The sequence below is a fragment of the Priestia sp. JV24 genome, assembly GCF_025910025.1.
GTDB classification, from domain to species: domain Bacteria; phylum Bacillota; class Bacilli; order Bacillales; family Bacillaceae_H; genus Priestia; species Priestia megaterium.
In genome coordinates this window covers 11637-31238 of sequence record NZ_JAPCIN010000022.1, presented here as the reverse complement: position 1 = coordinate 31238, position 19602 = coordinate 11637, and the positions used below count along the sequence as shown (strand labels likewise).

23 protein-coding genes and 1 pseudogene are annotated in these 19602 nt (G+C 36.2%); 17 read left to right on the top strand and 7 right to left on the bottom strand.

What is annotated here, in order from left to right:
* The first annotated feature begins 6 nt into the window (after positions 1-6).
* The 6 genes from OK414_RS19275 to OK414_RS19250 all read left to right on the top strand — a co-directional run bounded on the left by OK414_RS19275 (position 7) and on the right by OK414_RS19250 (position 3294).
* Positions 7-306, top strand: a complete 300-nt coding sequence (locus OK414_RS19275) for a hypothetical protein (protein WP_034649883.1) — start codon at positions 7-9, stop codon at positions 304-306.
* Positions 307-367: 61 nt separating this feature from the next.
* Positions 368-667, top strand: coding sequence for a hypothetical protein (locus OK414_RS19270; protein WP_051975565.1), 300 nt, complete (start codon positions 368-370; stop codon positions 665-667).
* 181 nt (positions 668-848) lie between these two features.
* On the top strand, positions 849-1169 hold the full coding sequence (locus OK414_RS19265; RefSeq protein ID WP_028414817.1) for a PadR family transcriptional regulator: 321 nt from the start codon (positions 849-851) through the stop codon (positions 1167-1169).
* 70 nt (positions 1170-1239) lie between these two features.
* Entirely contained in the window at positions 1240-1593 is a 354-nt protein-coding gene (locus tag OK414_RS19260) for a DUF1048 domain-containing protein (RefSeq protein WP_095378486.1), read from the top strand.
* 189 nt (positions 1594-1782) lie between these two features.
* Positions 1783-2544 (top strand): ABC transporter ATP-binding protein, encoded by a 762-nt coding sequence (locus OK414_RS19255; RefSeq protein WP_263044944.1) that lies wholly within the window; start codon positions 1783-1785, stop codon positions 2542-2544.
* The gene (locus tag OK414_RS19250; protein ID WP_034649887.1) at positions 2545-3294 is read left to right on the top strand and encodes an ABC transporter permease; all 750 of its coding nucleotides are present in this window, start codon (positions 2545-2547) and stop codon (positions 3292-3294) included.
* A gap of 38 nt (positions 3295-3332) precedes the next feature.
* On the opposite strand, the gene OK414_RS19245 is transcribed toward OK414_RS19250, so the two are convergent.
* Positions 3333-3875, bottom strand: coding sequence for a hypothetical protein (locus OK414_RS19245; RefSeq protein ID WP_252342881.1), 543 nt, complete (start codon positions 3873-3875; stop codon positions 3333-3335).
* Between the two features lie 332 nt (positions 3876-4207).
* On the opposite strand from OK414_RS19245, the gene OK414_RS19240 reads away from it, so the two are divergent.
* From OK414_RS19240 to OK414_RS19220, 5 genes are all read left to right on the top strand, one after another.
* On the top strand, positions 4208-4966 hold the full coding sequence (locus OK414_RS19240; protein ID WP_034649889.1) for an IclR family transcriptional regulator: 759 nt from the start codon (positions 4208-4210) through the stop codon (positions 4964-4966).
* Between the two features lie 17 nt (positions 4967-4983).
* Entirely contained in the window at positions 4984-5937 is a 954-nt protein-coding gene (locus OK414_RS19235) for a sugar kinase (protein WP_047933474.1), read from the top strand.
* A gap of 17 nt (positions 5938-5954) precedes the next feature.
* The gene (locus OK414_RS19230) at positions 5955-6617 is read left to right on the top strand and encodes a bifunctional 4-hydroxy-2-oxoglutarate aldolase/2-dehydro-3-deoxy-phosphogluconate aldolase (RefSeq protein WP_095378485.1); all 663 of its coding nucleotides are present in this window, start codon (positions 5955-5957) and stop codon (positions 6615-6617) included.
* Positions 6604-7752 carry a galactonate dehydratase gene (gene dgoD, locus OK414_RS19225; protein ID WP_028409932.1) on the top strand — a complete coding sequence of 383 codons (1149 nt, stop codon included), beginning with the start codon at positions 6604-6606 and terminating at the stop codon, positions 7750-7752. The genes OK414_RS19230 and dgoD overlap by 14 nt, the downstream gene beginning before the upstream one ends.
* A gap of 94 nt (positions 7753-7846) precedes the next feature.
* Entirely contained in the window at positions 7847-9166 is a 1320-nt protein-coding gene (locus OK414_RS19220) for an MFS transporter (protein ID WP_221778069.1), read from the top strand.
* Between the two features lie 452 nt (positions 9167-9618).
* Here the strand turns inward: OK414_RS19220 and OK414_RS19215 are convergent, their stop codons facing one another.
* A complete protein-coding gene (locus tag OK414_RS19215; RefSeq protein ID WP_263044943.1) occupies positions 9619-10188 on the bottom strand; it encodes an MEDS domain-containing protein in 570 nt (189 codons plus the stop codon).
* Positions 10189-10735: 547 nt separating this feature from the next.
* Here OK414_RS19215 and OK414_RS19210 point away from each other — a divergent pair.
* The 3 genes from OK414_RS19210 (at position 10736) to OK414_RS19205 (ending at position 12368) form a co-directional block, all read left to right on the top strand.
* Positions 10736-11110 (top strand): hypothetical protein, encoded by a 375-nt coding sequence (locus OK414_RS19210; RefSeq protein ID WP_263044942.1) that lies wholly within the window; start codon positions 10736-10738, stop codon positions 11108-11110.
* Positions 11111-11288: 178 nt separating this feature from the next.
* Entirely contained in the window at positions 11289-11471 is a 183-nt protein-coding gene (locus OK414_RS29980; protein WP_404932047.1) for a hypothetical protein, read from the top strand.
* A gap of 78 nt (positions 11472-11549) precedes the next feature.
* The gene (locus OK414_RS19205; RefSeq protein WP_013084325.1) at positions 11550-12368 is read left to right on the top strand and encodes an STAS domain-containing protein; all 819 of its coding nucleotides are present in this window, start codon (positions 11550-11552) and stop codon (positions 12366-12368) included.
* Positions 12369-12749: 381 nt separating this feature from the next.
* Here the strand turns inward: OK414_RS19205 and OK414_RS19200 are convergent, their stop codons facing one another.
* From OK414_RS19200 to OK414_RS19180, 5 genes are read right to left on the bottom strand one after another with little or no spacing between them, the layout of a single operon-like run.
* Positions 12750-13049 carry a spore coat protein gene (locus OK414_RS19200; RefSeq protein ID WP_016766281.1) on the bottom strand — a complete coding sequence of 100 codons (300 nt, stop codon included), beginning with the start codon at positions 13047-13049 and terminating at the stop codon, positions 12750-12752.
* An 18-nt stretch (positions 13050-13067) separates the two neighbouring features.
* Positions 13068-13262, bottom strand: a complete 195-nt coding sequence (locus tag OK414_RS19195) for a hypothetical protein (protein ID WP_013084323.1) — start codon at positions 13260-13262, stop codon at positions 13068-13070.
* 17 nt (positions 13263-13279) lie between these two features.
* Positions 13280-14416: a zinc-dependent alcohol dehydrogenase gene (locus OK414_RS19190; protein WP_016766280.1), complete on the bottom strand. Its 1137-nt coding sequence runs from the start codon at positions 14414-14416 to the stop codon at positions 13280-13282.
* Positions 14417-14434: 18 nt separating this feature from the next.
* Positions 14435-14803: a spore coat protein gene (locus OK414_RS19185; protein ID WP_013084321.1), complete on the bottom strand. Its 369-nt coding sequence runs from the start codon at positions 14801-14803 to the stop codon at positions 14435-14437.
* 16 nt (positions 14804-14819) lie between these two features.
* On the bottom strand, positions 14820-15065 hold the full coding sequence (locus OK414_RS19180) for a spore gernimation protein GerQ (RefSeq protein ID WP_263044941.1): 246 nt from the start codon (positions 15063-15065) through the stop codon (positions 14820-14822).
* Positions 15066-15323: 258 nt separating this feature from the next.
* On the opposite strand from OK414_RS19180, the pseudogene OK414_RS29920 reads away from it, so the two are divergent.
* From OK414_RS29920 to OK414_RS19165, 3 genes and pseudogenes are all read left to right on the top strand, one after another.
* A pseudogene (locus OK414_RS29920) lies at positions 15324-15603 on the top strand (arsenate reductase); the annotation flags it as partial.
* A 309-nt stretch (positions 15604-15912) separates the two neighbouring features.
* A complete protein-coding gene (locus tag OK414_RS19170; RefSeq protein ID WP_263044939.1) occupies positions 15913-18900 on the top strand; it encodes a substrate-binding domain-containing protein in 2988 nt (995 codons plus the stop codon).
* Positions 18875-19585 (top strand): LytR/AlgR family response regulator transcription factor, encoded by a 711-nt coding sequence (locus tag OK414_RS19165; RefSeq protein ID WP_034649929.1) that lies wholly within the window; start codon positions 18875-18877, stop codon positions 19583-19585. Before OK414_RS19170 ends, OK414_RS19165 begins: the two co-directional genes overlap by 26 nt.
* Positions 19586-19602 lie beyond the last annotated feature (17 nt).

Sequence of the window (19602 nt, the reverse complement as noted above, 5' to 3'; positions counted from 1 at the left end):
TATAACATGAGTCCTGATAACACTTTCAAAGATTTTTTAGGCGGTAAAATAGACTTGTTCTCAAGAGGATCTTTTCAAATGTTTACTTTTTTGATTTTATTCTCTCCACTATTTACGCATATGTTTAAAGAAAACGTTTTGCTTTATGTAATGTTTGCTTTACTAATTACAATCAACAATTTAGGAGTAGAATTCTTCTCAATTAAGAAGAGAGGTCCAGAACCTAAAAAATATATTTTGCTTTTTCTAAGTATTAGTTTGCCTGTTGATATTTTATTACTATGCTTATTCTACATTTTAGGCTAACTGTTTTAAAAAGTTCTCTATTATCTTGATAGAGGACTTTTTTCATTTAGGGAGGGACGTTATGAATTGGTTTTTGAAATTAAATTTCTCAAGTATACTATATGCTGTTTTGATTTTTATTAATATCAAACTAATTTTCAATATTTATCTTATTAGTAGAATAATAAAAATTGATGTAGCAGTAGCACGAAAAATTGGAGTTGTAGTTATGTTGATTTTGATTATCGTATTTAGTTTCATTTATTATTTACTTAATCGTCAATACTTAAAAGATAGTAAACTAAATTATTTTGGGACTGTATTATGGATTCCATACTTTGTAATTATGCTTATCTTATTTAATAAGCTTTTCCCAAAATAAAAAACATAAATAATTTTGAAAATATTTTAAAAAATAGTTGAAATGCCCAGTACTAAGTATTACAATCTACATATACTAAGTATTACTTAATAGCTTAATTTTTAAAAGTTATTAAGTGAAAATTGGCTTGGTACTAAGTGATACAGAATATAAGTCAGACGATATAGAGGAGGTTCTGAAGATCGAAAATTTAACTGAAATGCTGAAGGGTTCGCTGGAAGGCTGTGTGTTAGAAATTATCAGCCGGCATGAAACCTATGGCTATGAGATTACACGCCGTCTGAACGAGCTTGGATTTATCGAGGTCGTGGAAGGGACGGTCTACACTATTCTCGTACGATTAGAAAAGAAAAAACTTGTGAATATAGAAAAAAAACCATCAGATATGGGCCCACCCCGCAAATTTTATTCGCTTAATGAGGCAGGCTACAAGGAGCTTGAGCTGTTTTGGAAAAGGTGGGATTTTGTATCATCAAAAATCAACGTCTTGAAGTCAAACTAACTTCATAAGATAGACCGTCGGATAGTTTTAAAGCATCTTATGAAGTTTTATAAAAAGGAGGAAAAATGACATGCTGGAAATATTTAAAAAAATGATTGGTGATAAAAAAGAGTATAAAATGATGATGGCACGGGTTGAAGCCTTGCCAGAGGACTATCAGTTTGTATTTAAAAAAATTCAAAACTACATGTGGAATTTCTCATCGGGCAATGGAATGGATATGCTACACATACAGTATGAATTAATTGATTTATTCGAAGCAGGTGCTGCAGAAGGTAGACAGGTGCTCGAAATTACGGGAGACGATGTGGCTTCCTTTGCTGACGAATTAGTGGCAAATGCTAAAACTTATATGGTTAAGTATCGTGAAGATTTGAATCAGAGTATTAAGGAACGATTAGGAAAAAATAAATTTAATCAATAACATCGACTGAATAGCTAGTTACTTTCGCTATTCGGTCATTTTTTAAACTCGGTACTAAGTAATACAGAATATAAGTCAGACTTAATAGTAGAGTATAAAAAAACTAGCTCTACGAGACGCTCAGCTTAGTTACATCATGACAGTTCTAGCGAGCAGACTTGTGGAGCTTTTTAAAAGGAGGAAAAACGCATGAGAAATACAGCTATTTTTGTAAAAGAGTTAAAAAAGTCTTTTAAAGACAAAGAAGTTTTAAAAGGGGTGAATATTGAGGTGCAGCGCGGTGAAATTTTTGCACTGCTGGGTTCAAATGGAGCAGGCAAGACGACGACAGTTAACATTCTTTCAACACTGATGAAGGCTGATAGCGGCGAAGTAAGTATTTGCGAATTTGACGTCCAACGTCAACCGGCTGACGTCCGCCAGAACATCAGCCTAACGGGGCAGTTCGCAGCGTTAGACGGCATGCTTACTGGGAAGGAAAACCTGATCATGATCGCCAAATTGCGAGGGGTATCTAATCCTAATGAAGTAGCTGACAATCTTCTTGCAAGATTCAGCTTGACCGATGCAGCCAATCGCCGGGCGGATCAATATTCCGGTGGAATGAAGCGCCGACTTGATATAGCTATGAGTCTGATTGGCAGGCCAGCCGTTATTTTTCTCGACGAACCGACGACCGGACTTGATCCGGAAGCCAGGATTGAAGTCTGGAACACCATCAAAGAGCTTGCTGGCGATGGTACGACCATCTTGCTCACGACTCAGTACCTGGAGGAAGCTGAACAACTGGCAGATCGGATAGCCATCCTACATGGCGGAAAAATCATCAAAACCGGTACCCTTACCGAACTTAAAGAGATGTTCCCGCCAGCAAAAGTGGAATACATTGAGAAACAGCCAACATTGGAGGAAATCTTCCTCGTAATCATCGGCAAAAAGGAGGAAATATAAATGAAAAACAATACAGGTGTATTACTAGGACGTTTGATGCGAAATATTATGCGCAGCCCGGATACGATCATTACGGTGGCAATTACGCCAATTATGATGATGCTACTGTTTGTCTACGTGTTTGGTGGCGCTATAAATACAGGAACAGCCAATTACGTCAATTATTTATTGCCGGGAATCCTGCTGATGGCTATCGCATCCGGAGTCGCTTACACTTCCGTGCGGCTATTTAATGATGTGAAAAGTGGACTGATGGCCCGTTTCATTACTATGCCTATCAAACGTTCTTCGGTATTATGGGCTCATGTGTTGACATCTTTTGTTTCCAATGCGCTTACTATCGTAGTAGTTATCCTCATCGCGCTCTTGATGGGTTTCCGCTCCAGCGCTGATATCCTAGATTGGTTTGCGGTAGCCGGGATACTCGGGCTGTTTACGCTAGCCCTGACATGGTTGGCCATTATTCCAGGATTGACAGCAAAATCTATGGAAGGAGCCACAGGCTACTCGTACCCGCTAATCTTCCTGCCTTTTATTAGTTCCGCCTTTGTTCCCACTGAAACGATGCCTAAAGCTGTTCGTGCATTCGCTGAGAACCAGCCCGTGACTTCAATCGTGAATACAATTCGTGCACTCTTGTATGAAGGATCAGTTGGCAACGATATCTGGAGTGCCCTCGCCTGGTGCCTAGGTATCATGGTCATCGCTTACTTTTTAGCTAGTAAAGGATTCAAACGCAAATTAGGGTGAATTTTATAAACTGAGCAAGCTACCCAAGGTATATGGAATCATCTAAATTTTAATGTGAAGTATTGATAGCATAAAATAGGGTTACTTCTAGTTATCGTAATGTGAATTATCCGTAGAAATAAAGAAGACCTTGAACAAGGTCTTCTTTTATTCATCATCTTCCCATTCATTTTGTTGTTTTTTCTTAAATGGTACGCATAGTTCATGGCTATAAGACCGCATACAAAAATAATGCCTCCAAATAATACTCCATTACTCCAATTAAATCCTGAAGTCACAGATGTTAAATAGGCAGTAATTGAACCGATTACTAACAGGACGAATAAACTCAGCAAAAAAGAGCGAAAAGGTCTTTTTATTTCTTTTTCCTGTTCTACGCTAATACTTAGAGATAAATAGCCGTATACAACGCTAGATAGAATGAACAAAACCCATAGTGAATTTGCCTTCATCTTTTCTAATCCACCTTTTAAGAAATCATGACCAAGAATAAGTAAAACTCCAAGTGTTTGAATAATATATGCAATTTTAATATGCTGCAAATTTAAAAAGGTGAACCTCTGATCAACTATCTTTTTCATTCAAAATCACTCCTTGTCTATCCAAAATAATTCGTCCAATGTTTCTTTAACGACATAGAAAATTCTTCATGTTAACCCATTCCAGGTCATAATTAATATTATTAAAGCTGCTTTGGAAGAAGTGAAAAAATAAGTTAGGTTAATATAATACCTGTTTCAGCAATTAAAACGGCTTTTAGATCAATAAATCTAGTTTTTCATTTTCTGTCATAAATATTTTTGTTGGATTTATAAAAATATTTTGAATTAATGATCTGTCTATGATAATATTTAAATCAGTAAATCATATATAAAATTTAAAATCACATATGTGATTTAGAGAGGATTTCTTTATGTCGGTAAAATCAGCAGAACGTGTATTAAGGGTATTTGAATTGATTGCTCAACATCCCGAGGGGTTAACAGTAAAAGAAGTTAGCGATTTACTTTCGCTTCCGCAAAGCAGTACGTTTAATCTTGTGGGAACACTTCATAATGAAGGGTATTTAAATCAGGACTCATTAAAGAAGTACAAGCTAGGGCCAAAGCTAATTCAAATTGGAGCAGCGGCTATGGAATCGTTGGATATTTCTTCAGAAGGAAAACCGTATTTAAAGAAGCTGATGGAGGATGTTCAAGAAACTGTGTTTATGGCCTTGCTGTCGGATGGAGAGTTGGTCTATGTTGTTAAGATTGATAATAATCGCTCTATTAGAACAACAGCTCAGCCTGGTAACCGAAAGCCGCTCTATTGTACTGGATTAGGAAAAACCTTTTTAGCTTTTCTTCCTAAAGATCAGCGAGAACAGCTGCTTGAACATACGGAGCTGCTACCTATTACGGATTATACAATTACAGATAAAAAAGTTCTTAATGACAATCTAGACTCTTTTATCCAAATGGGCTATGCAATTGATGATGAAGAAAATGAGGAAGGGTTGTTTTGCCTTGCTGCACCTGTATTTGGAGCAAAGGGAAGCATTCAAGCTGCTATTAGTGTAGCTGGTCCTAAGGAAAGAATGCTGAAGCATAAGGAGTTTATTGTAGAAAGGCTGCTTCAAACAGCAACTAACATATCTTTTATTGCTGGATATGAAGAGGCGAAGAGATAAATGAAAAGAGGGGTAAAATGGATGTGATAAGCATGGGGGAAACAATGATTCTGTTTACCCCACACTCGAATGGAAAGATGCGATACGCTAAAGATTTTTCTTCGAAAATTGCAGGGGCAGAAAGCAATACGTTAATTGCCCTGTCAAAACTCGGTTATCAAACGGGATGGGTTAGCCGATTAGGAAAAGATGAGTTAGGAGAGCGAATTCTTTCAAGTATAAAAGGAGAAGGAATAGATGTAAGACATGTGATATTTGATGATCATGCTCCTACAGGTCTTTTTTTAAAGCAAAAAACAAATGAAATGAACAGTAAAGTGTTTTATTACAGACAAGGTTCAGCAGCAAGCTTTATGAATCCACATGATATGAATGAAGAGTACATCTCTTCTGCCAAATACTTATACGTGACAGGGATTACACCTGCACTAAGCGATTCCTGCCACGAAGCTGTATTTCAAGCGATGAAAGCAGCTAAAAAAAATGGTGTAAAAATAGTGTTTGATCCGAATTTACGCAAGACGCTTTGGGATGAAGAAACTGCGCGTCAAACACTCATTAAAATGGCTACATATGCAGATGTTATTTTACCAGGAGTGAATGAAGGTCAGTTTTTATTTGAGAAAGATAACCCTGAAGACATTGCATCAGCGCTTCATCAATTAGGTGCAGAGCTAGTCGTTATTAAGCTAGGCGAGGAGGGAGCTTATTATTCAACTGAAAATGAATCCGCTTACGTAGAAGGCTTTAAAGTTGCTAGAGTGATAGATCCAGTAGGAGCTGGCGATGGGTTCGCCGCTGGGATACTATCGGGACTAATAGATAATTCTTCTTTGATAGAAACAGTTAGAAGAGGGTGCGCTATAGGAGCTATGGTCGTAACCGTAGAGGGTGATATTGAAGGCTTGCCTGATAAGAAAGAGCTTTACGAATTTATGAATGCGATTACAAGAGAAGACGTTATACGATAAAAGAAAGGGGCTTACCCATGACGGATAGTTTATCACATTTATTAGAGCATAAAATCGTTGCGATTATTAGAGGAGCCAAACCGCAGGATGTAGTGAAAATTGCCTCTGCGCTGAATGACGGCGGTGTAAAAAATATAGAGATTACTCTCAATTCGCCGGACGCACTTTCAGCCATTAAAGAGGTTTCTACAGAGCTTGGTGATCAAGTGCTAGTAGGAGCGGGTACAGTGCTTGACCCTGAAACAGCACGGTCAGCTATTTTAGCAGGTGCAAAATTTATCCTTTCTCCAACTGTTAACACGGAAACGATTAAACTAACAAAAAGATACGGTGCGGTTAGTATCCCTGGTGCTTTTTCACCTACTGAAATCCTAACGGCATTTGAAAATGGGGGAGATATTATCAAAGTATTTCCTGCTAGGCTGGGGGCTAGCTATATTAAAGATATTCGAGGGCCGCTTCCTCATATTCCACTTCTTCCAACAGGAGGAGTGAGCTTAGACAATATTCAAGAATTTGAAGAAGCAGGTGCTGTAGGGTTTGGGATTGGAAGTTCTTTAGTAGATACAAATCGTGAAATTACTCATGCATACCTGCAGGAGCTAACACAAAAGGCTAAAGCATACGTAGCCGCAGTGAATGGTATAACGAAAGGGGAAAAATTACATGAAAATTACTAATTATGAATTGTTTCAAGTGCCGCCACGCTGGTTATTTTTAAAAATAGAAACGGACGAAGGAATTGTTGGGTGGGGAGAACCAGTTATTGAAGGAAGAGCCTCTACCGTTAAAGCTGCAGTAGACGAGCTAATGGAGTATCTTATTGGCAAAGATCCGTTAAATATTGAAGACCATTGGAACGTTATGTACCGAGGTGGTTTCTATCGAGGTGGACCTATTTTAATGAGTGCCATATCCGGGATTGACCAAGCTTTGTGGGACATAAAAGGAAAATATTACGATGCTCCTGTACATCAACTATTAGGCGGAAAAGCAAGAGAATCCATTAAAGTGTATTCGTGGATTGGAGGAGACCGGCCTTCAGATGTAGGCGAAGCAGCCAGAGAAGTTGTCTCACAAGGATTTACAGCAGTAAAAATGAATGGAACAGAAGAGCTTCAATACGTGGATTCATATGAAAAAATTGATCAAGTAGTAGAACGTATCGCTGCTGTCAGAGAAGCAGTGGGGCCTTATGTAGGAATAGGTATTGATTTTCACGGACGAGTACATAAGCCAATGGCAAAAATTTTAGCTAAAGAACTAGAGGTCTATCGTCCAATGTTTATCGAGGAGCCGGTTTTGCCCGAAAACAATGAGGCATTAAGAGAAATTGCCAACCATGTATCCATTCCTATTGCGACAGGAGAAAGAATGTTTTCAAAATGGGAGTTTAAAAAGCTCTTAACAGACGGCTACGTTGATATTATTCAGCCTGATTTATCACATGCAGGAGGAATTACAGAATGTAAGAAAATTATTTCAATGGCTGAAGCCTTTGATGTAGCAGCTGCGCCTCATTGCCCGTTAGGACCTATTGCATTAGCCGCTTGTCTTCAAGTAGATGCAACGTGCCACAACGCATTTATTCAAGAGCAAAGTTTAGGCATTCACTATAACCAAGGCAGTGATTTACTAGATTATATTGTTGATAACCACGTATTTAAATATGAAGAAGGATTCGTAAAGATTCCTGACGGACCTGGCTTAGGTATTGAAATTAATGAAGACCATGTTAGAAAAATGGCTGATATCGGTCATAATTGGCGTAATCCAGTATGGCGTCATAAAGATGGTTCTGTAGCAGAATGGTAATGGGGAAACCATTTTAGCAGGAAAGGTCTGATTGATAAATAACGGTCAGTCAGATCTTCTTTTTAAACTAGTCATATACAGGGGGGATAAGGGAATGAAGGGGTATAGCGAAAAGCCGACTCGCGTTAGATTTCGTGTTTTAGCATTTATTTTCGTAAGCGTTGTCATCAACTATATGGATCGAAGTAATATTTCTGTAGCCGCCACAGCCATGTCCAAGGATTTAAAGCTATCATCAGTAGAACTGGGCCTTATATTTTCAGCCTTTGGATGGGCTTATGCCGCTTTACAAATACCAGGAGGGGTAATGGCTGACCGTTTTGGTGCTCGTGTTACGTATGCCGTTAGTCTAATTACCTGGTCTATTGTTACGCTGCTGCAAGGATTTACTAAGGGATTTGTGAGTCTTTTTGGTCTGCGTTTAGCCACAGGAGCATTCGAAGCACCGGCTTTTCCTACCAATAATAAAGTAGTTACCAGCTGGTTTCCAAATCAGGAAAGAGCATCAGCTATTGCTTTTTATACTTCAGGACAGTTTGCAGGGCTAGCATTTTTAACACCTACATTGGTGACCATTCAGCACTTTTTAGGCTGGAGAGGTCTGTTTATTACTACCGGAATTATCGGTATAGCATGGGGCATTATATGGTACATTTTTTACCGTGATCCTTCTCAGCATAGCAAAGTAAATAAAGCAGAGCTACAGCATATCGAAGAAGGTGGAGGCTTAGTTAAAGCTGCGGATAAGAAAGGAGAAAGAGCAAAATTTGAATGGGGAAATCTTAAAGAAGCTTTTTCTCACCGGAAGCTATGGGGCATCTATTTAGGTCAGTTTGCCGTAAACTCTACTTTATGGTTCTTCCTTACCTGGTTTCCAACATACCTTGTGGAATATAGAGGGTTAGATTTCTTAAAATCAGGCTTCCTAGCATCTGCTCCGTTTTTAGCAGCGTTTGTAGGGGTATTATTATCAGGCTTTGTATCTGACGCCTTAGTGAAAAAAGGAGTATCACTAGGGATTGCAAGAAAAACACCGATTATCGTAGGGCTGCTTTTATCAACTTCAATTATCGGAGCCAATTATGTAAATAGCACATCTCTCATTATCATGTTTATGGCTATTGCGTTTTTTGGAAATGGCCTGGCTTCTATTACATGGGTGTTTGTTTCAACCTTAGCGCCTAAACATTTAGTCGGTTTAACGGGTGGAGTGTTTAACTTTATCGGAGGTTTAGCTTCTATTATTGTTCCAATTGTTATTGGTTTCTTAGCAAAAGGAGGAAACTTTGCCCCAGCGCTAGTATTCATAGCGGCATTGGCTCTTCTAGGAGCACTTTCTTATATCTTCCTTGTAGGAAAAGTAGAAAGAATTAAAGTGGTTAAAGATGAAAAATTGAATCGAGATATTGTGTAAGAAACTATCAAGAGCGATTTACATTTAGTAAAGATTGACGAATAAGCAAATCAAAGACCGTCCACAATTTCTAAAATTATGGACGGTCTTTTTTATAGATTGCTTCGTAAGCTACATATATGACGAATAGGGCTATAAAAGTAATGCCTATTTCTATAAACGATCCGCAGATTATCCCTTCAACGCATATTTGGCCATTATAAAAAGATATACCCATACTTAACACCCTTATATATAGCGGTGTTAAAGTATATGTTTAAGTAGTCTTTTCTAATTACCATAAAACCAATTATCGGGAATAATACAAAATTAGCTACTGTTATAATCTTTTTAGTAAGTAAATAAGAAGGATGCTGTAACCCAGTTGGTTCATAAAACTCTTCACGTGGTTACCATAATGTCCTATATAGGAACCAAAAAAGCCATGAATATGTAGATTCATGGCCAAGACTTTAACAACTTCCTCCCTTGTAAAAGGGGGAAATAAAAAAATTATGATCTGTCATAATGAATTGATGTAATTGCTGCAGAGTAGTATCCAAAGTAGAAGATAAAGAATCAGCAGCATATGCACAAACTGAAACTATACCCTCCTCCTCAACAAAATTATCGGCAGTTGATTCAAATTCTTCTAGTAAAAGAATATCTGGTTTCTCTGAAGCCCATTCTACGTGAGCCCATGTTCTTATCATCGTATTTTTCATTTTCAATATAGACAAATCTTCTTGAAAATGAGTAAGAATAGTTTTTGTGTGAAAATCACCATTTGCCAAGTAATAATCAAAATTATTAACTAAACGAATAGATTCTTTTTGTTTATGATTAAACTTTTTATCAATAGTAGCTTTTATTAGGGGAAGTGCTCTCATATTCTCAATTATCAATATACATTGTTTACTCTCTAATCCATTCTTAATAAAACGCATTAAATTATTTATGTAAAATTGTTTATCTTCAAAACGGTAAAAGACATGACCTTTATCAAATTTTTTAGAACTAGATATAGAGTTAATTGTTTTCATAGTTCACCTCAGAGTGGTTTTAGTAAAATTTCTAAAAAATCTACAGAGTAATAAGGTATTCTTATTTGTGTGAATTTTACATATTCCGACGTTAAATGTCCTTTAATATATTGAGTAAACTATTCAAGCAGCCATAAGGCATCAGCTTAATGTCTATATTTTAATATACAGAAAAACTACTGGATTAGTAGTTTTCTGTTTTATGATGTGTATAACATACAAGATTTCTATTTATTGGATTAATCATATCCCAGAAGGCGAATTCGGCTTTGATTTTTTTAATCCTTTGTAACAAATTGTTTAATAAATTATGAAGATTAGAGTAGAGAACTTTATACTGAGAAATTTACAAAAAAATAAGTGTTTTGACACGTGGTGGTATAATTAGTATAAAAACTGAATAATAGCCTCAACAGGATTTTCGGAGGAGACCATGAAAGGTGCAATAGGATTTTTAGGGGATAAAATCTTAGAATATAGATTTGAAATCGCTAATGAAGTACATGAAAATAGAATAGATGGTATTACAGAAGAATAAAAGAAACAATTGTCTCCTCTTGAAGTGGAACTTATTAATATCCGAGCTCACTTTATAATTCTATTTGGTGAAGTTCTTAGGGATTACTTAAATGAAGAAAGAGCACTTCAAAAATTTACCCAATGGGGAAAAGAAACAGAGGAAATGTTTTGCAATTTGAAGGTGTCATTGGATGAAGCATTAAAAGATACAAAAGATTATCGCACTTTCTTATGGAAGATATTGAAGGAAGTAATAAAGGAAAATAATCTATCAATAGATACGGTATTTGAAGTCGGCGGAATTATTGATCCTTTGCTAGATCATGCTGCTTATTCCTTTAGTTTAAGTTATGTGCATTTCTATCAATTAACCCTTGAACGTGCGCAAAGCCGCCTTTCTTGAATTATCGGTTCTAGTTGTCCCTTTAGCTAAAAGAATGACTATTTTTAGTTTGCCTCTCATTGGAAATATAGATACGGAAAGAGCCAATTATCCAATGGAGGAAGCGTTGAAATCAGCGAACAGACTACAGTTTCAACGTTTAATAGTAGATTTATAGAGTGTTTATATTATAGATACCATGGTAGCAGATGGGATTTTCAAAGTGATAGACGCGTTAAAGCTTCTAGGTGTAGAAACAGTCTTAACAGGAATTCGTCTGGAAGTTGCACAGACTATTGTAAGTATTGCTATTGATTTCAATAATTTGACTATAAAATCAAGTTTACAAAAGGCGACAGAAAATCTCCTTATTCGTTTTTAAAACAATAAATAGGAAAGCAAGAAATAAAACGACTGCCTAAATGCATTCATGAATAAGAAAATGAGGGAGTGACAATTATTGAAAGGGATTATAGGCGTTGCTAAGTACTTAGATGATAATGCAGAAATGTTAGCAAATGAAATTGTGCAAGAAATTTCTCAGAAACCTAATTTTGAGGCTTTACAAGAGGAACTTGAACAAGCAATTATCGTCTATACTGAATTTATTAAGTTTTTAGGAAAGAGTCTCTTTAGTAGTGAAAACAACGTACCTGAAGGGCTTGTTGAATGGAGTAAGACCAATGGTAAGCGTACAGCATCTCAAGGGGAGAGAGTCTCTATTATTATTGCACGCTATCCTCCTACGCGCCTAGTCTTTATCGATTACCTTACTAAAATAAGTATAGAGCATGGACTTTCTTCAGAAGAATTGGTATTTATTAATAAACGATTTAACTATTTGCTCGATATAAGTATTAATGAAACCATTATAATATTTGAACAAGTGAAAGATAAAATTATTCAAAAGACGCAACAAGAAGTATTGAAATTATCTGTTCCTGTGGTCCCCATTCAAGATAAAACTGCCGTTCTCCCATTAATTGGATCTATTGATTCAGAAAGAGCGGAATATATCTTGAATAATGTTATCTTGAAAATTCTTGAAATGAGGGTAGAGTATCTAATTGTTGATTTCTCAGGTATCTTAACTATAGACGCTATAGCTGAACGTTACCTCTTTGATATTTACAGTGTTCTCCGCTTACAAGGTATTGAGGTGATGATGACTGGTATAGGACCTGAATTGGCCCAAACCATTGTTAGAAATGGAATTGATTTCTCATCTATTAAAACCTATGCAACGGTTAAACAAGCGATAGAAACTCAAAAAAGCTAGGGAATTACGTGTCTCGGCTTTTTTATAATAAGTTGATTTAATTGGTATGTCATTTTGACTCAATTAGATCTGCAGGCTAGATTTCATTCTAGAAAAGATTTAGGACACGAACCTTATAGTTTACTTAATATGAAAATTGATTAATTTCCTTATACTACTATTTGGTATAAAGAATAATTGGTTCATTTTTTTATATTTGAACGGGTAAGCATGAAGCCAATAATTCGTAATTGGCTTAATTTATCTCTAATTCTAAAAGAAAAGACATCCAATTTGTAATCGTATTGGATGTCTTTTCTTTAAAGAATTCCATTATTTAAATATAAACGGTTTATTAGGAACAGTTTAGGTTGGTAATGTTAAACTGCTCCTATTTTATTTTTATAGAGTGGGTAAGTTCAACGCTGTATCGATATTATTTAAATCTAAAGTGATTTGTTCATTTGTATCCCAAGCGTGGTACCATCCTTTTTCCACCATGTATGCAGATATTTGTTCATGCATATCAAGAGCTTCCACTAAATGGTGAGTGAGCATTTCTTTAATTTCAGGCGTTCCGGCCTCCGTAACTGCCATGGCATAATTTCTAACTCCACTTTTAGCTGCAATCAATAAATCCATTGCAACCACTTGATCCGATAGGGCATTCATGCCAGTTAAATTTTCAATAATTGGATTCATGTTCATTCATCTCCTCTTTTACTGCTTAGCGTTGGAAAGGATAGAAGTATATTCTTGTAACTGTCTCGTAGATACATCTATGTCTTGCTGCATAATATCTTTTAATTGCTGATCTGTAACTAATCCTCTCATCGTTTTGGACTTAGTCAAACAATTGGTCTTAAATGCAGCCATTTCATGGACCTCAAGAACTTCATGTAAAGCGTAATTCATTTTTTCTACCTCCTTCCTCAAGGTTTTAACAAGACTTTTATACAATTATCCATTTTAGTGTCAAAAATCTCATAGCCACGCTTTGCTTCACTAAGTGGAAGTACATGACTCACGACATCTCCTGGATCAATTTTTCCGGTCGAAACTAATTCAAACATATATGGCATATAGTGGATCACAGGTGCTTGTCCAGAGCGAATATTGACGTTTCGGTTCATAATATCTCCCATTGGGAATCCATTATATTTGCCACCGTAAACGCCTGTAACTTGGATTGTCCCGCCTTTACGTACTGCTTGTGAAGCCATGATAAACGCACCAAATGCTCCGCCCTGCAGTTTCATTCCACTCGCAAGGAACTCCATATCAGTCATTTTACCGTCCATACCAACGGCATCGATGACAACATCAGCGCCGCCCTTCGTCATTTCTTTCAAATGCATTCCTGCATTTTCAAAATGTGCGAAATTTACAATTTCAACTTTGTTGGTACGTTTGGCGTGTTGCAAACGATAATCTACATAATCAACGGCAATGACACGCTTTGCTCCTTTTAGCCAACAGAATTTTTGAGCAAAAAGGCCAACCGGACCACAGCCAAGAACAATAACTGTATCTCCACCCTTTACGCCTGCATTGTCAACACTCCAATAACCAGTAGTCATTGCATCGGCAATAACTGCTAACTTTTCATCTGGTTCTTCACAAGTCTCTGGAATTTTGAAATGAGTAAAGTTAGCAAACGGTACTCTTAAATATTCAGCTTGCCCACCTGGATAGCCACCCGTCGTACCAGAATATCCGAAATAGGCACCCATATCACCATTATCATTGGAATTATCACATTGGCTTTCCAAATGGTTTTTACAGTAAAGACATTCACCGCATGCTATATTAAAAGGAATAATAACACGATCTCCCTTTTTTACTTTCGTCACATCTGGACCAACTTCTTCGACGATTCCCATTGGTTCATGGCCAATCACATAGTTTTCCTGCAGGTTAGGAATCATGCCATGAATTAAATGCAAATCAGACCCACATATAGCTGTACTGGTTACTTTAATAATCATGTCATCTCGTTTTTGAATCTTTGGATCTGGAACTTCTTTGACTACAACATTTTTAATACCTTGATACGTTACTGCCTTCATGATAGATATCCTCCAGTGTTAGTGTTCATCAGGTGTTCGGTCAAACAGACCTTTTCTATTGGTCTCAACAGGAAATAGATTCATTTTGCCAATCATCAATGTATTGTTGGCAGAGAGTTGGTCTAATTGATATTGTTCACTTAATTCGTATGGATGGAACCATTTTTTACTAATCATTAGTTCTGTAATTTCTTGGTGCATGGCAATCCCTTGCATTAACTGTTTTCGTAAGAGGGTTCTAACATCAGGTGATGCGGACTCCGTTAATGCAACAGCAATATTGCGAACGCCTTCCTTGGCACGAAGAAGAAAATCCATCGCAAATGTGGTATCTGCGAGCTCTGGTACGTGTAGCGAGTTTATAGGATCTAAATAGTCATGATTCACTGAATTTGCCTCCCTTTCAATCGATTATTGGTGTTGGCCGGTTTTGAGGAACAGGGGCTTCAAAAGGTGCACGTTGATAAACTGCCTGTAATTCTTCCAGCGATTGTATCGATTGTTCAACATCTTTTTTCATCAATGCTCTCAAATCATCATCAAATACAAGTCCTTGCATTAGTTTTGATTTCGCTAAGCAAAGGGTTTTAAAGTTAATAACTTCATGTAGATCCAATGACTCATGATCGGCTAATTTTTGAATATCCATTTCTGATTACCCTCCTTTTTTACGTGAATACAATGTTAGTGTTCCGAATATGGGAGGAAACATTCTATAATGTTTTTATAGGTGAATTATATTAAGTAGTTATAATGTACATATAATCCGGAAAATTAATTGGTAATAGTTAGGGTTAAACGCTTTGGTAGTCCTTTTTCTTGTTAGCTAACAGATGGGTTAGTCGAACAAGAACTCTTTTAATTACATCAAACTTTTTGATTTAAATATGACATGGAAGAAGGTTAGGCTAAAAAGTATAAAGGGAAATAGTGGGAGGTAAAAAGTGCTGGACTTGAAGTTCATGCTTTAAATCCTAATGCCGTAAAAACAATGAATGAAGTAGGAATCGATATCTCAAACCAAACATCTCATGTAATTAATCCTGAAATTCTTAATAATGCTGCTTTAGTTGTGATACTATGCGGACACGCAGTAGAATACCTATATGTAAATTATTTACATGTAGAACGAATTCACTGGGGGCTTTGATAACCCGTCAACAGCAGCAGGAACAGATGAAGGAAAATGACATGCTCTATAGAAGGATTAACAACATCCATATCTTTCCTTTTAAGAATGTTAAAAAGACGCCCCCCTGTTTTGATCCATTCCTTCTTTAATAAAAGCGTGACAGCCTTATGGGTAAGTATTGTTAGACTAATCAATATAGTGAAGCTTATAATAATAAAAGTATAATTTGTAAAGCGATTACAATAATCATTAGAATGAATAATTGGTTTCAAATTAATCTTCAAGCACTGTAAAGAACGTAAAGTAAGGGATTTATCATATAGAATCCATATTATATTTTTTAAACTAACTAGGGGCGAAACAAATGAAGGATTTCAGATATATTTCACAGCCAGGCTTTACTGATACCGGGATGATTTTTAAGTTTGTACAAAGAAGTAACGAGTTTATTCATACTTTTGCCGAGGGAGAATTATTGTATACGTTAGGGGTTAATCGAGAGGATATCGTCGGAAAGACGCTTCATGATTTGTATTGGGATGATATTGACACTGCCAATTTGCTAAACAGTTATTACAAAAAAGCATGGGCAGGACAGTACATTGAATATGAAGGTAAATTTAGAGGTATTTATTATGTAATTTATTTAAGACCTTTATTTCATAAGGATAAAGTAGCTGAAGTAGTCGGAACTTGTGTGGACATTACTAATAAAAAGATTATGGAAGAGGAAATTCTTCAAAAAGAACAAGAACAAAAATTAATGAATTCCTATGCATTCCAGCGTAGTTTGATTGATTGGTTAGATAATGGGATTGCAGTAACAGATTGCAATAAAAAAATAAGGCTCTTAAATAGGAAATTTTACGAACTTTTCCAGTTGAAGGGTGAAATTGATTGCCATATTGGGATGCACGCTTCGGATTTACATTACCTTTTTGATAAAGAAATTAATAAAATTAAGCTCGAAAATACAGAAAAACTAACAAAAATTACGAAAGAAATTAAAATAGATACAGGTATGACACTACGCTACAATTGTTTTCCCTTAAATGAGAAAAATAATTTTGTAGGCTACTTGTGGGAGTTTGAGGATATCACAGAACAAAAAAAAATGGAAAGAGTTATTGTTCAGGCAAAAGAAGAAGCTGAAAAAGTGAACATGGCCAAATCAAGTTTTTTGTCTAAGATGAGTCATGAACTGCGTACTCCGTTGAATGGAATTCTGGGTTTTGCTCAATTATTGGAGATGGATGAATCTTTAAATGAACAACAGCGTGATTTTGTACAGGAGATTTTAAGTGGAGGAAGCCATTTATTAAGTTTAATTAATGATATTTTAGACGTGTCAAGAATAGAAACGGGAAATTTAAAGATTTCTGTAGAGGAAGTTCATCTTTTAACTGTCATCAAGGAATGTATCAATATTGTACAACCATTGGCTAAGAAGAAGAATATTAGTATTTATAGCCAACTGGATCAATGGGAAGATATGATGGTTCTTGCTGATCCTATACGTCTTAAACAAATATTGCTGAATTTACTTGATAATGCTATTAAATACAATCAAGAAAATGGAAAAGTCATTGTTTTCTGTCGTTTACAAGAGAATAAGCAGTACATTCATATCGTAGATACAGGTGTAGGTTTTTCTGTAGAGGAATATACTAAAGTGTTTGTTCCATTTTATCGAATCGAAAATACAAAAGAAGAAGGTACAGGGATTGGGTTATCTTTAGTTAAACAGCTGGTGCATCTAATGGGTGGGGATATTAATGTAACAAGCAATAAAGGAACAGGAAGTGAGTTTTGTTTTAGCCTTCCTCTTCCAAATGATTCAAAGACTGTCATACAATGGGGTGAACAAACTGAATTTCCTCCAACAAATAATAGGAAGGAAGATAACTATCGTTTGCTATATATAGAAGATAACGAATCCAACTTGCACTTAGTAAGTAACATCATTAAATCGCAGCCTTCCTATACGCTCTTATCAGCTCGTACAGGAAAAGAAGGAATAGAAATTGTAGCAAACGAAAAAATAGATTTGGTTCTTCTTGATATTAACCTCCCAGATATTAATGGATATGAAGTATTTGAAATTTTAAAAGCAGGCAAAGAAACGAAAGATATTGCTGTCATCGCTGTAAGTGCGAATGCAATGCCAAAGGATATTCAATATACATTAGATAAAGGATTTGATAACTATTTAACAAAGCCCATTCATGTACAAGAGTTTTTGACAATCCTAAGTGAAACGCTAAACAATACAATTAATCAAAATATTCCAGATCATAAAATTTTAAGTACGGGACCACATGGCGAGGAAGCTGCCTCAGCAAAAACACTTCGTTTATCTTTGAAAGAGCTAAAAAAAATTAAGAAAAAGAAATATAAGGCTGCTATTGCTATGCATTATACTGGAAGTGATTGGTCAAGGTCTCAATTGGAAGGAATGCAAACTACTTTTGAGAAAATGGGCATTGAGGTAGTAGCGGTGACAAATGCAGAATTTAAATGGAAAAAGCAAGTAGCTGACATTGAAAGCATTTTAGCCAAAAAACCGGATATCCTGGTGAGCATTCCAGTTGATCCAGAATTAACTGCAAGTGTATATCAAAAAGCAGCCCAAGCTGGTGTCAAGCTGGTGTTTATGGACAATACACCGAATGGTTTGCAGCATGGGAAAGATTATGTAAGTATTGTTTCTGCTGACAATTATGGAAATGGCATTGAATCGGCTAATATCATGGCTGAGAAATTAGATAGAAAGGGTAAGGTCGGGATTATTTACCATGATGCTGATTTTTTTGCAACCAAACAAAGAACGGAAGCATTTGAAAAAACTATAAAGGAAAGGTACCCTGACATTCAAATTGTCGATCGCAGGGGAATTACTGATTCGAATGATGGAGAAAAAGTGGCATCCGGTATGATTGCTGAACATCAGGATTTAAATGGTATTTTTGTTGTATGGGATGTACCGGCTGAAGGAGCTTTGAGGGCAACTCGTACTGCAAAAAAAAGCAATTTAGTCATTACGACAATGGATTTGGGTATGAACGTCGCCTTGGAAATTGCACAGGATGGACCTATTAAAGGGCTAGGTGCCCAGCTACCATACCAGCAAGGAGTCGCCGAAGCGATTCTAGCAGGGTATGCCCTACTTGGAAAACAAGCGCCACCCTATGTAGCCGTTCCGTCTCTAAAAGTAATGAAAGAAAATGTAATTGATGCTTGGCAGCTCGTTTATAATGAAGATGCTCCAGATATTATTCAAAGTGTTGCGAAATCAAGAAACGCTAGGGAAAAGGGGGAACAACAAGATGAAAGTATTGATCGCAGACGATGATGTTACCTCAAGAAAATTGTTAAGGTACTTTATTGGGAGTTTATCCAAATATAAAATTGTTGGAGAGGCCGCCAACGGTGAAGAATTGATACACTATGTTACGAAAGAAAAACCGGATCTTGCTTTAGTCGATATCGGAATGCCCTTATTGAATGGGATGGAAGCGGTTAAAGCATGTAAAGAACTTTTCCCGACTTTACAAGTTATTTTTATTACTGGTCATGATAATTATGCACTTGAGGCATTTAACGTAAAGGCAGTAGACTATATTTTAAAGCCAATTGATAGAAATCGTTTATATGGTGCTTTAGAGAGAGCTTCCCAAGTGTCTATTTCACTAGTCGATAAAGAACATTCATTTAAAAAGGATTTAATGATTAAACAGCAGAAAAATATAATGTTTATTCCATTAGAAGAAATTATCTTTATTGAAAGACTTGATCGGAAATCTGTTATTCATACTAAAAATGGTAAATTCGAGACAAATGAAGCTTTAACTAGCTTGGAAGGTGCCGTTGATTCTAGGTTTATGATATCTCATAGATCTTATATTATAAATGTGGAACTTTTAACAAGAATTGAAGCAACGGGTCAAATGTATAAAGCCTATTTTAAAGATTATAAGGAAACTGCAAGGATTTCCAAGCATAAAGTAGACAATCTGCAAAGGTACAAATTATTATAAAACATAGAGCTCAGCAA

Bases quoted from the DNA above. Each gene is read 5' to 3' on its own strand.
- dgoD (WP_028409932.1), top strand. From the start codon at position 6,604: ATGAAAATTACTAATTATGAATTGTTTCAAGTGCCGCCACGCTGGTTA.
- OK414_RS19250 (WP_034649887.1), top strand. From the start codon at position 2,545: ATGAAAAACAATACAGGTGTATTACTAGGACGTTTGATGCGAAATATT.
- OK414_RS19170 (WP_263044939.1), top strand. From the start codon at position 15,913: ATGAAGGATTTCAGATATATTTCACAGCCAGGCTTTACTGATACCGGG.
- OK414_RS19215 (WP_263044943.1), bottom strand. From the start codon at position 10,188: ATGAAAACAATTAACTCTATATCTAGTTCTAAAAAATTTGATAAAGGT.
- OK414_RS19220 (WP_221778069.1), top strand. From the start codon at position 7,847: ATGAAGGGGTATAGCGAAAAGCCGACTCGCGTTAGATTTCGTGTTTTA.
- OK414_RS19195 (WP_013084323.1), bottom strand. From the start codon at position 13,262: ATGAATTACGCTTTACATGAAGTTCTTGAGGTCCATGAAATGGCTGCA.
- OK414_RS19240 (WP_034649889.1), top strand. From the start codon at position 4,208: ATGTCGGTAAAATCAGCAGAACGTGTATTAAGGGTATTTGAATTGATT.
- OK414_RS19255 (WP_263044944.1), top strand. From the start codon at position 1,783: ATGAGAAATACAGCTATTTTTGTAAAAGAGTTAAAAAAGTCTTTTAAA.
- OK414_RS19230 (WP_095378485.1), top strand. From the start codon at position 5,955: ATGACGGATAGTTTATCACATTTATTAGAGCATAAAATCGTTGCGATT.
- OK414_RS29980 (WP_404932047.1), top strand. From the start codon at position 11,289: ATGGTAGCAGATGGGATTTTCAAAGTGATAGACGCGTTAAAGCTTCTA.
- OK414_RS19235 (WP_047933474.1), top strand. From the start codon at position 4,984: ATGGATGTGATAAGCATGGGGGAAACAATGATTCTGTTTACCCCACAC.
- OK414_RS19190 (WP_016766280.1), bottom strand. From the start codon at position 14,416: ATGAAGGCAGTAACGTATCAAGGTATTAAAAATGTTGTAGTCAAAGAA.
- OK414_RS19200 (WP_016766281.1), bottom strand. From the start codon at position 13,049: ATGAATCCAATTATTGAAAATTTAACTGGCATGAATGCCCTATCGGAT.
- OK414_RS19165 (WP_034649929.1), top strand. From the start codon at position 18,875: ATGAAAGTATTGATCGCAGACGATGATGTTACCTCAAGAAAATTGTTA.
- OK414_RS19270 (WP_051975565.1), top strand. From the start codon at position 368: ATGAATTGGTTTTTGAAATTAAATTTCTCAAGTATACTATATGCTGTT.
- OK414_RS19245 (WP_252342881.1), bottom strand. From the start codon at position 3,875: ATGAAAAAGATAGTTGATCAGAGGTTCACCTTTTTAAATTTGCAGCAT.
- OK414_RS19180 (WP_263044941.1), bottom strand. From the start codon at position 15,065: ATGGATATTCAAAAATTAGCCGATCATGAGTCATTGGATCTACATGAA.
- OK414_RS19275 (WP_034649883.1), top strand. From the start codon at position 7: ATGAGTCCTGATAACACTTTCAAAGATTTTTTAGGCGGTAAAATAGAC.
- OK414_RS19260 (WP_095378486.1), top strand. From the start codon at position 1,240: ATGCTGGAAATATTTAAAAAAATGATTGGTGATAAAAAAGAGTATAAA.